Raw genomic sequence first — 12,603 nt, 5'->3', positions numbered from 1 at the left:
CCGACGAGTGGATGCCCTGGCCCTCCGGGCTGCTCGGCCACGGAGGGCGTCCCCGCGCCGTACGCGCTGCGGTGGCACCGCGCCGGGGCCGGGATGCGGCTCATCGGGCGCGGGCAGGGCAAGGGCCTCGTCACCGGGGCGGCGCGGCGCGGGAAGGCCCCCGGGTTCCCCCGATACTCCGGCGTTCCCCGGCACACCGGCGTTTCCGGGCACACCGGCGTTTCCGGGCACACCGGCGTTTCCGGGCGCACCGGCGTTGCCCGGTCCGCCGGGGGCGGCGGGCGGCGGGCCGTACGCCGGAACGGCCCTGAACCTGTTCGTGCTCTCCGGGTCGTCGGGCGATTCGGGTGCCCCGAGACCGCCGGGCGGCCCATACCTGGTCGGGTAGGGCACGGCCGGAGGCCGGTCGCCGCACCGGCGGCGTCCGGGGCCCAGGCCGTGCCGTCGTCCGCGGGGGGCCGGCCGAACCCGGGCGGCGGGGTCTGGCCGAAGCTCGGAGGTGGCGTCGGAGGTGTCGCCGAGCCCTCGGCGTCCGCCTCGCGGCGGGCCGACGCCGTTTCGTGTTCGTGCTCGGAACCGGAATCCTTGCCACGCATAGCCGGAAGCGTAACGGCGCGGGCGCGATCGGCGTGCCCCTATGGGCGTTTCGGTCCGTGCCGCCCCGGGTCGCCCACCGGCTCCCACCTCAGTGAACGCCTGGCCTCAGCTGGGGCCACCGTTCAGCGAACGGGTGTCGAGGGCAGGGAAAACAGTCGCGTCGGTGACGTCCACCGCGGTCTGGTAGAGCCGTTTCAGCTCGTTCTTGGCTGGTTTGTGGCCGTCCTTGAACTGGAACCACAGCAGCACCGCGTAGTGCCCGTGGGTCCACCCGCCCGCGTACGCCTCGCCGGTGCCGAGGTGCTTGGTGGCCTCGTCCTTGCCCGGCAGCGGCTTGAGGTAGTCCTTGCGCTCGCCGCCGCCCCCGGCGGAGGCGACCTTCTTCGCCGTGGCGGAGGTCTTGAGGTTGGCGACGCCCACGGTGCCGATGACCGTGCCCTTGGAGTCCGCGAAGCTCGCCCGCAGCAACTGCGTGCATCCGCCCGCCTTCAGCGCCTTGGTGATTTTGTCGCCGGTGACGCCGTCCGCGCATTTCTTCTCCTTGCGGAACGCCGTGCGGACGTACGAACGCTTGTTCTTGACGAATTTGCTCTTGGCGAACAGCTCCCGGAGCGACAGCGGCGTTTTGTCGGTCGCCCGTGAGGCGGTGTAGCCGAACTTGCCGGGAGGGCCCTCGGAGACGAGCGGTGGTGAGTGGCGGGTGGTGGGCGTCGGGGCGGCGACCGGCGGCTTCTCGTTGCGCGCGGCGTACCACAGGCCGGTGAACAGCGCCCCGATCAGAGCCAGCAGCGCGAGGCCGAGAGCCCAGGGGCGACGCCACCAGGGGCCCTTCGCGTCCGGATCCCACACGGGCTCCGGCGGCGCGGGCTCCCGCGGCGCCGTCGGCTGCCGCCGCGCGTCCCAATCGCCACCCGCCTGACCGCCGGCCGGGGACCCGTACGGGTCGACGCGAGCTGCTCCACCCGGTGGGGGCTGTCCTGCTCGTACGGCCCGCGCCCGGCGTACGGCGGCTGCTCGGGCTGTTGCTGCTGGTAGGGCTGCTGTTGGTAGGGCTGATAAGGCGCCTGCTCGCGTTCATAGGGCGATTGCTCGCGGGCGTACGGCGATGGTTCACGCTGGTAGGGCGCCTGCTCGCGTTCATACGGCGACTGCTCGCGCGGGTATGGCGGCTGGCCCCCGCCGTACGGGGGCGCGTCACGACGGCCGGCGAGGGGTGAGTCGTCCCCACCGGAGTACGGCGGCAGGTCCCGCCTGCGTGGATCCGGGGGATGATGCGGCGGAGGTGGTTGCTGGTCGCCGGGATAACCCATGGCGCTGAGATTAGTCGGCTAATTGGACAGATGAGGAAGGGTCAGGAATACCCGAAGTCCTCGGTCCACCACGGGCCGCCCTCGCCCATGCTCACGCCGACCCCGGTCGCGACCAGGCGGCAGTCGAGCAGCGTGGCGCGGTCGCTCCGCCCGGCCATCCAGCCGCGTACGACCGCCTCGGCGCTCTGGTAGCCCCTGGCGATCGTCTCGGCCCCGCCGTCGGAGTAGCCCGCCGCGCCCATCCGGTCCCAGGGAGAGGCGCCCCCGGGGGAGCTGTGCCGGAACAGCCTGCTCGACGCCATCTCGTCCGAGTGCGCGCGGGCGGACTCCACCAGGCGGGGGTCCACGCGCAGGGGCCGGCAGCCGTGCCTGCGACGCTCGGCGTTGACCAGGCGCACGACCTCGGCCTCCATCGAGGCGGACCGCATCGAGTCGGCGTCGTACGTGTCGTCGCCGCCGTCCGTCCCGGGGGTGAGAACGGTGTGCCGCGAGCCGCCGTCGGAGCCGTCGATCAAGTTGGAGGGCGGCCTTTCCTTTCGGGGCCGGCGCTGCGGCACCTCCCGGGGGACGACCGGAGCCACGGTGCGCAGCACGTGGTCGAGCGTGGGCCGGTCGCGCGGCACCGCGCCCGCCGCGCTCGCGCTCGGCGACGGGGACGGCTCCGACTTGCGCAGGTAGACGTCGTCGACCTCGCCCGACCTGGCGCTCATCCTGCCGATCACGACGCCGGTGAGCAGGATGGCCACGGCGCACGCCAGCAGACCCATCTGAGTCCCCCGTAGGGGGCCACGGAAGGTGTGATTTTTGTGAGGGGTCTGCCACATACCGCAGTCAAATATAGGGATCCGCGCCATGGGGAAGAAGAGGCGATTGGGTATGGATTTGATGAACGTTCAAATGAGTCGTTCCAATGACCCGCCGCCTTCGCCGTTTTGACCAGGCGGCATCGGGTCGGTAGTCTGCTAGTTCGTTGTGTGTGGATCGGTCTGTCCGCAGACCGGTGCACGGCGCGTCCGGCGTCTTCTCCCGTACACGTGGAGACGGAGGTTGTCGCCGTGCCTGCGCAACCTACCGAGAGTTCACATTCCGACAGAAGGCACTGCCGTGCGCACGTTCTCACCGAAGCCCAACGACGTCGAACGTCAGTGGTACGTCATCGACGCGACCGACGTCGTACTCGGCCGGCTGGCCAGCCAGGTGGCGACCCTGCTCCGCGGGAAGCACAAGCCGATCTTCGCTCCGCATGTCGACACGGGTGACTTCGTCATCGTCATCAACGCCGACAAGATCGCCCTGAGCGGCAACAAGCTCGAGCAGAAGAAGGCGTACCGCCACTCGGGGTACCCCGGTGGTCTGCGCTCCGTCAGCTACGGCGAGCTCATGGAGAAGCGTCCGGACCGGGCCGTCGAGAAGGCCGTCCGTGGCATGCTTCCCAAGAACGCCCTGGGCCGGAAGATGGCCAAGAAGCTCAAGGTCTACGCCGGCGCCGAGCACCCGCACCAGGCCCAGCAGCCGGTGCCCTTCCAGATCACCCAGATCGCCCAGTAATCGCGAGCCAGGAAAGTTAAGAGGAGAACCGTGGCCGAGCCCACCGGTATCGAGACGCTCGTCGAGGGCGAGCCGGAAGACTACTCCGCGGAGGAGTTCCCCTCCGAGTACACCACCGAGTCGGCCCCCGCCGGCGAGGGCGCCGTGCGCAAGCCCGTCACCACGGGCAACTCGTACGGCACCGGCCGCCGCAAGGAGGCCATCGCCCGTGTCCGCATCGTGCCGGGCACCGGCAAGTGGACGATCAACGGCCGCTCGCTGGAGAGCTACTTCCCGAACAAGGTCCACCAGCAGCTGATCAACGAGCCGTTCGTCGTGCTCGGCGCCGAGGACGCGTTCGACGTCATCGCCCGCATCGACGGCGGTGGCGTGACCGGCCAGGCCGGCGCGCTGCGCATGGGCCTGTCCCGCGCGCTCGCCGCTCTGGACGCCGAGGTCAACCGCCCGCCGCTGAAGAAGGCCGGCTTCCTCACCCGTGACGCCCGCGCCACGGAGCGGAAGAAGTACGGCCTCAAGAAGGCCCGCAAGGCTCCGCAGTACAGCAAGCGTTAATGTCGCGGGAGCCCGTAGGCGCCTCCTCACGGGGGCGCCTCTTCGGCACCGACGGGGTACGTGGGGTCGCCGGGCGCGACCTCACCGCGGAACTGGCCATGGACCTGTCCGTGGCCGCCGCGCACGTGCTCGGCGACGCCGGGGCGTTCCACGCCAGTGTCGGGCGGCGCGGCCGCCCGATCGCCGTCGTAGGCCGGGACCCGCGGGCTTCAGGAGAGTTCCTGGAGGCCGCCGTGGTCGCCGGCCTCGCGTCGTCGGGCGTGGACGTCCTGCGGCTCGGCGTGCTGCCCACCCCGGCGGTCGCGTACCTGACGAACGCGCTGGGGGCCGACCTCGGCGTCATGCTCTCCGCGTCGCACAATCCCGCGCCGGACAACGGCATCAAGTTCTTCACACGGGGCGGCTACAAGCTGCCCGACGCGGTGGAGAACGAGATCGAGCAACGGCTCGGGGAGAAGTGGGACCGTCCGGTCGGCCCGTCCGTCGGCCGGGTGCGCGAGGCGTACGGCGAGGCCGACCGATACGTCTCCCACCTGCTGACCACCCTGCCCCACCGCCTCGACGGGCTGCGGGTCGTCGTCGACTGCGCACACGGCGCGGCGCACATGGTCGCCCCTGAGGCGCTGCTGCGCGCCGGCGCGGCCGTGGAGACGATCGGCGCCGCCCCGGACGGGTTGAACATCAACGACGGCGTGGGCTCGACCCATCTGGCCGCCCTGCGTAAGGCCGTCGTCGAAAGCGGCGCCGACCTGGGCATCGCCTACGACGGCGACGCCGACCGCTGCCTCGCCGTGACCGGCGCGGGCGAGGAGGTCGACGGCGACCAGATCATGGCGATCCTGGCCCTGTCGATGCACGCCGACGGCCGCCTCGCCAAGGACACGGTCGTCGCGACGGTCATGTCCAACCTGGGGTTCAAGCTCGCCCTGCGGGAGGCCGGCCTGTCCGTGGTGGAGACCGCGGTCGGCGACCGGTACGTCCTGGAGGCGATGCAGGACGGCGGCTACACGCTCGGCGGCGAGCAGTCCGGTCACGTGATCATGCTGGATCACGCCACGACCGGGGACGGCCTGCTCACCTCGCTCCACCTGATGGCCGAGGTGGCCCGGCAGGGCCGCTCCCTCGCCGACCTCGCGTCGGTGATGACGAAGCTGCCGCAGGTGCTCGTCAACGTCAGGGACGTGGCGAAGGCGAAGGCGTCCGCCCCCGAACTGCGGGCGGCGGTGGCCGAGGCGGAGGCCGAGCTCGGGGAGACCGGCCGCGTGCTGATCCGCCCGAGCGGCACCGAGCCCATGATCCGGGTCATGGTCGAGGCCGAGTCGCACGACCAGGCCAAAGCCGTGGCGGACCGCCTCGCGGAGGTCGTCCGCACGGTCTGCGTCTGACGCTCCCGCGTCACCACTCCTGAGGACCCCGCCGGGTGCGTGCCCGGCGGGGTTCCTTATTGGAAGCCCTTCTCATTTGCGTAATGTGCGCGTAACACTGATGCATGTCTTATTTGACCGGTGTTCGGTCGGGGGCGTTAAGGGGTCGTGACAAGGAGTCGGAGGCGCTGCGCGCGCTCGTGGATCGGGCCCGGGCCGGTGCGGGCGGATGCCTGCTCCTCCTCGGCGGACCGGGCGCGGGTAAGACCGCGCTGCTCGACCTCGCCGCCGCGCACGCGGTCACCGGCACTCCGGAGGAGCAGGGGTTCCTCGTGCTCCGCACCCGGGGTGTCAGAGGCGAGACCCACCTGCCGTACGCCGGGCTGCACGCCCTGCTCCGCCCGATAGCGGACCGGCTCGACGCGGCCGACTCGGCGACGACGGCCGATGCGGCGCTGCATGCGCCGGCGGCCGACGCACGGATGCTCGCCGAGGCGCTGCGGACCGGAGCCGGTACGGGCGGCCTGGCGTTGCCCGCCGCGCTGCTGCGGCTCCTGCAGACCGCCGGGCGCCCGGTGCTGGTGTGCGCCGACGACCTCCAGTGGCTCGACGCCCCCAGCCGGGAGGCGATCTGTTTCGTGGCCCGCCGAACCCTCGCGGTCCCCGTCGCCGTGCGCTCGCCTCCGCGGAGCCCGGCACCGCCCCCGGCGACCTGCCGCCGCTGCCGCTCGCCCCGCTCGACGAGCGGGCGTCCCGGCAGGTGCTCGACGACCTCGTCCCCGACGGTCTGCCGGGGGACCTGCGCGCGGCGCTGGTCCGGGCGGCCCGGGGCAACCCGCTCGCGCTGGCCGAACTCGCCGGTTCGCTGACCGACGCGCACCGCAACGGCTCGGCGCCGCCGCCCGAGACGCCACCGCGCGGCGGGCGGCTGTGGCGGGCGTACGCCGACCGGCTCCGCGGCCTGCCCGCCGACACCGCCGACCTCGTCCTGCTGATCGCGGCCGATCCCCGGCATCGACGCGGTCACGCTGGTACGCGCGGCGGAGTCGCGGTCCGGGGCTGGCGGCCCTGGAGGCGGCGGAGACCGCGGGCGTCGTCGTCGAATCGCCGGACGGCGGCTTCGACCTCGCCGACCCGATCCTGCGGCACGTGGCGTACGCCGAGGCGTCCCTCGCCCGGCGGCGGGCCGCCCATCGCCTGCTGGCGAGCCTTCTCGACGGCGTTTCCGGCGGGGAGCACCAGCGGCTGCGGCGGGCCTGGCACCGCGCCGCCGCCCTCGACGGTCCCCCCGGCACGGCTCGCCGAGGACCTCGTACGGGCGCTCACGGCGGCGCCGAAGGCGGCGGCCTTCCCGGAACCGTTCCGCGTCCTCGAACGGGCGGCCGAGCTCACCGGGCAGGGCGAGGCCAAGGCCGCGCGGCTGGCCGCCGCCGCACGTTACGCCTGGCAGGCGGGACAGCCGCAGCGGGCGAGGTCGCTGCTGTCCCGGATCGACACGCTCGCGGCCGGCGCCGAGGTGCGCGCCCGGGCCGAACTGGTCAGGGGCAGCCTGGAGTTGCGTGCGGGCAAGACCGACAGCGCCTGCGACACGCTGCTCGCCGCCGCCGAGCGGCTGCTGCGGACCGACCGCGAGCAGGCCGTACGCGCGCTGGTCAGGGCGGGCGAGGCGAGCTACCTGGCGGGGGACAACCGCCGGTTCCTGGCGATCGCGCGGCGCGCCGAGACGTTGCGGCGGCCCGACGACGACCACGTCACGCGCCTGGCGCTGGAGTATCTGGCGGGCATGGCCGCGACGTTCCGGGGCCGGCATCGCGAGGCCACCGCGTCGCTGCGCCGCGTGGCCACCGGGGTGATGGTGCCGCCCTCGGTCGGGAGCCCCTCGGTGCTCGTGTGGGGCGGCGTCGCGAACCTCCTGCTCGGCAACGGCGCCGACGCGCTCACGCTGGCGTCGCGGGCGGTCGAGGTGGCGCGTGCCCACGGCGCGGTCGCCAGCATGCCGCAGATGCTGGAGATCCTGATCCAGGCCCAGCTGTGGAGCGGCCGTTACGACGCGGTGGCGGCCAACGCCATGGACGGCCTGCGCCTGGCACAGGAGACGGGCCGGGCCACCAGCGGCGCGCAGCACCTCGCCTGGCTCGCGTTCACCGCCGCCGTCGCGGGCGACGAGGAGACCTGCGTCCTGCGGGCGGCGCGGGCCGTCGAGCTGGCCGCCGCCCACGGCGTCAGCGTGGCCGAGGCGCTCGGCACGCTGGCCCTGGCCCATCTGGACGTCGCGGCGAACCGCCACGCCGACGCCGTGAACCGCCTGCGCACGGTGGCCCGCACCGGCGACCCCCTCGTCGTACGGGTGATGGCGACGCCGCTGCTCGTCGAGAGCGCCGTACGCACCGGGGACATCGCGCAGGCGCGGGACGCGCTCGTCATGCTGGACCGCTGGGCCGACAGCACCCGTGACCCCGACCGGCTGGCGCTGGCCGCCCGGTGCCACGCGCTGCTCGCACCCCCGGCGGAGGCCGGGGAGCGCTTCACGCAGGCACTGGAACTGCACCGTCAGGGGGCGTGCGCGTTCGAGACCGCCCGCACGCGCCTGCTGTACGGCGGCATGCTCCGGCGGTCGCGCCGCCCCGGCGCGGCTCGCGAGCACCTGCACGGCGCGCTGGAGACGTTCGAGCGGTACGGCGCCCGCCTGTGGAGCGAGCACGCCCGCGCGGAGTTGCGCGCGGCCGGGGAGTCGGTGCGGCCCTCGGGCTCCCGCTCCGAGGCCGGCCGCCTGCTCACGGCGCAGCAGTTCCAGATCGCCGCCCTCGTGGCGGAGGGCGCGACGAACCGCGAGGTGGCGGCCCGGCTGTTCATCAGCCCGCGCACGGTGGAGCACCACCTGAGGAACATCTTCGCCAGGCTCGGCGTGCGCTCCCGGGTTGAGCTGACCCGCCTTCTGTCGTGAGGCCGGTGAGTCGCGGGGACCGGTGATTTCACCGATGCGCGTCCGGGGTTGACGGCGCGACAGTGACGGCGGTCAAACCGTTCGCGGGAACCGGCCCGCGTGGCCGGTCCCACTCCTACCCCCAGGGAGTGCACCGACGTGCCGACACACCCCCCAACCCCACTGCTGCGACGCATGTCCTCCGCGGTCACGACGCTGCTGCTCGTCGTGCTGCTCGCACTGGCCGGCGGCCTCGCCGCTCCCGCCGCCCACGCCGCCGTACACGGCCCCGACCCCACCGACGCCCTGCTCGAGGCGTCGCGCGGGCCGTATGCGACCGCGCAGATCGACGTGTCGTCGCTGTCGGTGAGCGGCTTCGGCGGCGGGACCATCTACTACCCGACCACCACGTCCGAGGGGACCTTCGGCGGCGTGGCCATCGCCCCCGGCTACACGGCCGACAAGTCGAGCCTCGCCTGGCTGGCCGCCCGGCTCGCCTCGCACGGCTTCGTGGTGTTCAACATCGACACGCTGACGCGGCTCGACCAGCCCGACAGCCGGGGCCGGCAACTGCTGGCCGCGCTCGACTACCTGACTCAGCGCAGCTCGGTCCGCGGCCGGGTGGACGCGACCAGGCTCGGCGTCATGGGCCACTCGATGGGCGGCGGCGGCACGCTGGAGGCCGTGGCCGACCGGCCCTCCCTGCGGGCCGCGGTCCCGCTGACGCCGTGGAACCTCGACAAGACCTGGTCGGGCGTGCAGACCCCCACGCTGATCATCGGTGCGGACAACGACACGGTCGCACCGGTCGCCTCGCACGCGGAGCCCTTCTACACCAGCCTGCCCTCGTCGCTCGACAAGGCGTACCTGGAGCTGAACAACGCCACCCACTTCGCGCCGAACACGACCAACACCACCATCGGCAAGTACGCCGTGGCCTGGATGAAGCGGTTCGTCGACGACGACACCCGCTACGGCAGGTTCCTCTGCCCCGGCCCGAGCAGCGGCCTGCTCGTCGAGGAGTACCGCAGCACCTGCCCCTTCTGACGTCTCGTCGGCGTACGGACGGCCCCACGATCGCGGCGGCCGTCCGTACGTCGTTGTGCCGCGACGGGGTCAGGTCAGGGGAGGACGGCCGCGGGGCCGTGGACGCCGTGGCGCAGACGGGCGGCGTCCTGGCTGGGAGGCGCTCCGAACTGGCGGCGGTACTCCCGGCTGAACTGGGACGGGTTGTCATAGCCGACGCGGTGGCCGACTCCGGTGACGTCGCCCGGGTGGGTGGTGAGCAGCAGCCGGGCCTCCTGCAGCCGGATCTGCTTCTGGAACTGGATGGGGCTCATCGCGGTCACCGCGTGGAAGTTGCGGTAGAAGGCGGAGACGCTCATGCCGGACAGCCGCGCCAGGTCCTCGACCCGGAAGGCTTGCGCGTAGTGCTCGCGGATCCAGCGCACGGCCCGGGAGATGTGGCTGAGGCCGCTGTCGGCGAGGCCGAGCTGGCGAACCGTCGCGCCCTGCTCGCCGGTGATCACGCGCCAGAGGATCTCGCGCTTGACCAGCGGGGCCAGCACGGTCCGGTCGCGGGGCTCGTCGAGCAGGCGCAGCAGCCGGACCACCGCGTCGAGCAGCGGAGCCGGAGCGTCGCTGACGGCGATCCCCGGCGCCGCGCCTCCACCGGCGGGGGGACTGTCTCCGGGCCCGGCCCGCAGCAGCAACTCGGCGACGGCGGACGGCTCCAGGACGAGACCGAAGCCCAGCGCCGGCCGCTCGGGGTCCGCCTGGGTGAACTGCCCGGTGACCGGGAGGTCGACCGACGCCACCAGGTACTGCCCGGCGCCGTACTCGAAGATCCGGTCGCCCAGTGCGAGGCGTTTGGCGCCCTGGGCGATGACCGCCAGCACGGTGCCGGACATCGAGGGCGCCGGCGGGTCCGACCGGTCGACCTTCGAGACGAGGACGCCGTCGATGGCGGTGGTCCCGTCGGGCCGGGCATGCCGGGCCAGCAGGGTGCGGAGCTCTTCGAGGCACATGCGGCCATTGCAGCACGGTTCCCTGCCGGCGTTCCCGTACGCGAGAGGATCGTGCAAGGACGAAGGAGCATCGTTCTAACGTTTCCGCAGGTCATGCCGATTCAATGGAATCACCTCAGCCCCCCACCGAAAGAGAGGGCGTGCATGACCGCCAACCACGGCTTCGCCGCCACCCTGACCGCCAAGCCCGGAATGGGCGACCGGCTGGTCGACCTGCTGCTGACCGGACTGGACGAGGGCGGCCCCGGCGCGAGCGAGCACTGCGTCGTCTATCTGGTCTCCCGTTCCGCGTCCGACCCCGACGTCGTCCACGTCATCGAGGGCTGGACCAGCGAGGAGGACCACCACCGGATCTTCGCCGGCGAGGCCGCCCAGGCCATCGTCGCGCGGCTCGGCGAGCTGGTGGCCAAGGAGTCCGAGTACGCCGACTTCGTCCCGGTGCGCGGCAAGGCCGCCTTCTGACCTCGCCGATCACTCAGCGGCCCACCCCTCCCCCGCGAAAGGCAGTGACCATGACCCCGGCACGACCCGGCCTGGACCCCGAGCTGCGTGAGCTGCTGGCCGACATGCCCCTCATGTCGCAGCTCACCCCGGAAGTGCTCACGCAACTGCGTCGGCTCCCGTCGGCACCCGTCGACTCCCTCCTCGCACACCGGCAGGTGGACCGGCGCGAGGTCGCCGCGCCCGCCACGGACGGGGCCTCGATCCCTCTGTCGGTCTTCACCCCGGCGAACGCCCACGCCACCGCCGCGCCCTGCGTCTACTGGATCCACGGCGGCGGAATGGTCATGGGCGACCGCTTCTCGCAGATCGACATCCCGCTGGAGTGGCTCGACCGGTTCGGCGCGGTCGTGGTCTCCGTGGAGTATCGGCTCGCACCGGAGGCCACCGGCACCGCCCTGGTCGACGACTGCTACCAGGGCCTGCTCTGGATCGCCGAGCACTCCGCCGAACTCGGCATCGACCCCGCCCGGATCGTCGTCGCGGGCGCCAGCGCGGGCGGCGGCCTCGCCGCCGGCGTCACCCTGCTGGCCCGCGACCGCGGCACCCCGCCGATCGCCGCGCAGATGCTGATCTGCCCCATGCTCGACCACCGCAACACCAGCACGTCGAGCCGCCAGTTCTCCGGCGAGCCGGGCGTCTGGACCCGCGAGATGAACGAGTTCGGATGGCGCTCCGTCCTCGGCGACCTCACCGGCGACGAGGTGCCCCCGTACGTCTCGCCCGCGCTGGCGGGCGACCTGTCGGCCCTGCCGGCCACCTACGTCGACACCGGCTCAGCCGAGGTCTTCCGGGACGAGGACGCCGACTACGCCACCCGCATCTGGGCGGCCGGCGGCCAGGCGGAGCTACACGTCTGGGCGGGCGGCTTCCATGGATTCGACGCCCTGTATCCCCAGGCGCGGATCTCGGCCACGGCCCGCCGTACACGCACCGACTGGCTCGCCCGAGTCCTGTCCCCGGAGCCCGCCGCCGAGTTCACTCGCTGACACCTACGACCACACCGCAGGAGAAGGACAATGAAAGTCGCCATCGTCACGGGCGCCAGCTCCGGCATCGGACAGAGCGCCGCCGTCGAGATCGCCAAACGCGGAACCGGAGTCATCCTGACCTACGGCAACAACCGGCAAGGAGGACTGGAGACGGTCGCCGCCATCGAGAAGGAGGGCGGCAGGGCCGTCGCACTGCCGCTGGATGTCGGCGAGACCGGCACCTTCGCGGCCTTCCGCGACACCGTAACCGACGTGCTGCGCGACATGTGGCAGCGCGACACCTTCGACTACCTGGTGAACAACGCCGGCGCCTCGGAGGCGTCGTTGATCGAGGACACGAGCGAGGAGACGTTCGACAGGCTCATGCGGGTCCTGCTCAAGGGACCGTACTTCCTCACGCAGAGGCTGCTGTCCCTGATGGCGGACGGCGGGGCCATCGTCAACACGAGCAGCAGCTCGGTGGCGAAGGCCGGCCTGGAGCCCGGCTACTCGGCCTACGCGTCGATGAAGGGCGGCCTGGTCGTGCTGACCCGCTACATGGCCAAGGAGTTCAGCACGCGCGGGATCCGCGTCAACGCCGTCTCACCGGGTCCGACCCGCACCCGCCTCGGCGACGACGCCTTCACCCGGTTCCCCGAGGTCGTCCCGGCCCTCGCGGCGAGGACCGCGCTCGGCCGGGTCGGCGAACCCGGCGACGTCGGCGCGGTGATCGCCACACTGGTCTCCGACGAGAGCCGTTGGGTCACCGCTCAGGACATCGAGGTGTCCGGCGGCTTCAACCTCTAGAAC

At 72.6% G+C, this 12,603-nt stretch carries 13 protein-coding genes; 10 read left to right on the top strand and 3 right to left on the bottom strand.

Annotated elements, in window-relative coordinates; genetic code table 11:
- Window positions 1-702 precede the first annotated feature (702 nt).
- On the bottom strand, window positions 703-1,446 hold the full coding sequence (locus B1L11_RS22195; protein ID WP_079316254.1) for a hypothetical protein: 744 nt from the start codon (window positions 1,444-1,446) through the stop codon (window positions 703-705).
- 116 nt (window positions 1,447-1,562) lie between these two features.
- Between B1L11_RS22195 and B1L11_RS22190 the strand changes: the two genes are divergently transcribed.
- Window positions 1,563-1,814: a hypothetical protein gene (locus tag B1L11_RS22190; protein ID WP_079316253.1), complete on the top strand. Its 252-nt coding sequence runs from the start codon at window positions 1,563-1,565 to the stop codon at window positions 1,812-1,814.
- Between the two features lie 134 nt (window positions 1,815-1,948).
- On the opposite strand, the gene B1L11_RS22185 is transcribed toward B1L11_RS22190, so the two are convergent.
- Window positions 1,949-2,674 (bottom strand): CAP domain-containing protein, encoded by a 726-nt coding sequence (locus tag B1L11_RS22185; RefSeq protein ID WP_179155271.1) that lies wholly within the window; start codon window positions 2,672-2,674, stop codon window positions 1,949-1,951.
- Window positions 2,675-3,011: 337 nt separating this feature from the next.
- On the opposite strand from B1L11_RS22185, the gene rplM reads away from it, so the two are divergent.
- From rplM to B1L11_RS22160, 6 genes are all read left to right on the top strand, one after another.
- Window positions 3,012-3,455 (top strand): 50S ribosomal protein L13, encoded by a 444-nt coding sequence (rplM, locus tag B1L11_RS22180; RefSeq protein WP_079316251.1) that lies wholly within the window; start codon window positions 3,012-3,014, stop codon window positions 3,453-3,455.
- A 30-nt stretch (window positions 3,456-3,485) separates the two neighbouring features.
- Entirely contained in the window at window positions 3,486-4,007 is a 522-nt protein-coding gene (gene rpsI / locus B1L11_RS22175) for a 30S ribosomal protein S9 (RefSeq protein WP_079316250.1), read from the top strand.
- Window positions 4,007-5,392, top strand: coding sequence for a phosphoglucosamine mutase (gene glmM / locus B1L11_RS22170; RefSeq protein WP_079316249.1), 1,386 nt, complete (start codon window positions 4,007-4,009; stop codon window positions 5,390-5,392). Before rpsI ends, glmM begins: the two co-directional genes overlap by 1 nt.
- A 104-nt stretch (window positions 5,393-5,496) precedes the next feature.
- On the top strand, window positions 5,497-6,240 hold the full coding sequence (locus B1L11_RS51605; protein ID WP_256862783.1) for an AAA family ATPase: 744 nt from the start codon (window positions 5,497-5,499) through the stop codon (window positions 6,238-6,240).
- Window positions 6,132-8,315 carry a LuxR family transcriptional regulator gene (locus B1L11_RS22165; protein ID WP_256862782.1) on the top strand — a complete coding sequence of 728 codons (2,184 nt, stop codon included), beginning with the start codon at window positions 6,132-6,134 and terminating at the stop codon, window positions 8,313-8,315. The genes B1L11_RS51605 and B1L11_RS22165 overlap by 109 nt, the downstream gene beginning before the upstream one ends.
- A 174-nt stretch (window positions 8,316-8,489) precedes the next feature.
- Window positions 8,490-9,341, top strand: coding sequence for an alpha/beta hydrolase (locus B1L11_RS22160; protein WP_143737449.1), 852 nt, complete (start codon window positions 8,490-8,492; stop codon window positions 9,339-9,341).
- 74 nt (window positions 9,342-9,415) lie between these two features.
- Here B1L11_RS22160 and B1L11_RS22155 read toward each other — a convergent pair whose 3' ends face one another.
- Window positions 9,416-10,321 (bottom strand): AraC family transcriptional regulator, encoded by a 906-nt coding sequence (locus tag B1L11_RS22155; RefSeq protein WP_079316247.1) that lies wholly within the window; start codon window positions 10,319-10,321, stop codon window positions 9,416-9,418.
- A gap of 144 nt (window positions 10,322-10,465) precedes the next feature.
- Between B1L11_RS22155 and B1L11_RS22150 the strand changes: the two genes are divergently transcribed.
- Genes B1L11_RS22150 through B1L11_RS22140 form a run of 3 tightly spaced genes read left to right on the top strand, consistent with a single transcriptional unit; the run spans window position 10,466 to window position 12,600 of the window.
- A complete protein-coding gene (locus tag B1L11_RS22150; RefSeq protein ID WP_079316246.1) occupies window positions 10,466-10,783 on the top strand; it encodes a putative quinol monooxygenase in 318 nt (105 codons plus the stop codon).
- Between the two features lie 50 nt (window positions 10,784-10,833).
- Window positions 10,834-11,811, top strand: a complete 978-nt coding sequence (locus tag B1L11_RS22145; protein ID WP_079316262.1) for an alpha/beta hydrolase — start codon at window positions 10,834-10,836, stop codon at window positions 11,809-11,811.
- A 30-nt stretch (window positions 11,812-11,841) separates the two neighbouring features.
- Window positions 11,842-12,600, top strand: a complete 759-nt coding sequence (locus B1L11_RS22140) for an SDR family NAD(P)-dependent oxidoreductase (RefSeq protein WP_079316245.1) — start codon at window positions 11,842-11,844, stop codon at window positions 12,598-12,600.
- Window positions 12,601-12,603 lie beyond the last annotated feature (3 nt).

This window comes from Microbispora sp. GKU 823 (genome assembly GCF_002027145.1).
Taxonomy (GTDB): Bacteria; Actinomycetota; Actinomycetes; order Streptosporangiales; family Streptosporangiaceae; genus Microbispora; species Microbispora siamensis.
This window is presented reverse-complemented; position numbering and strand designations above follow the sequence as displayed.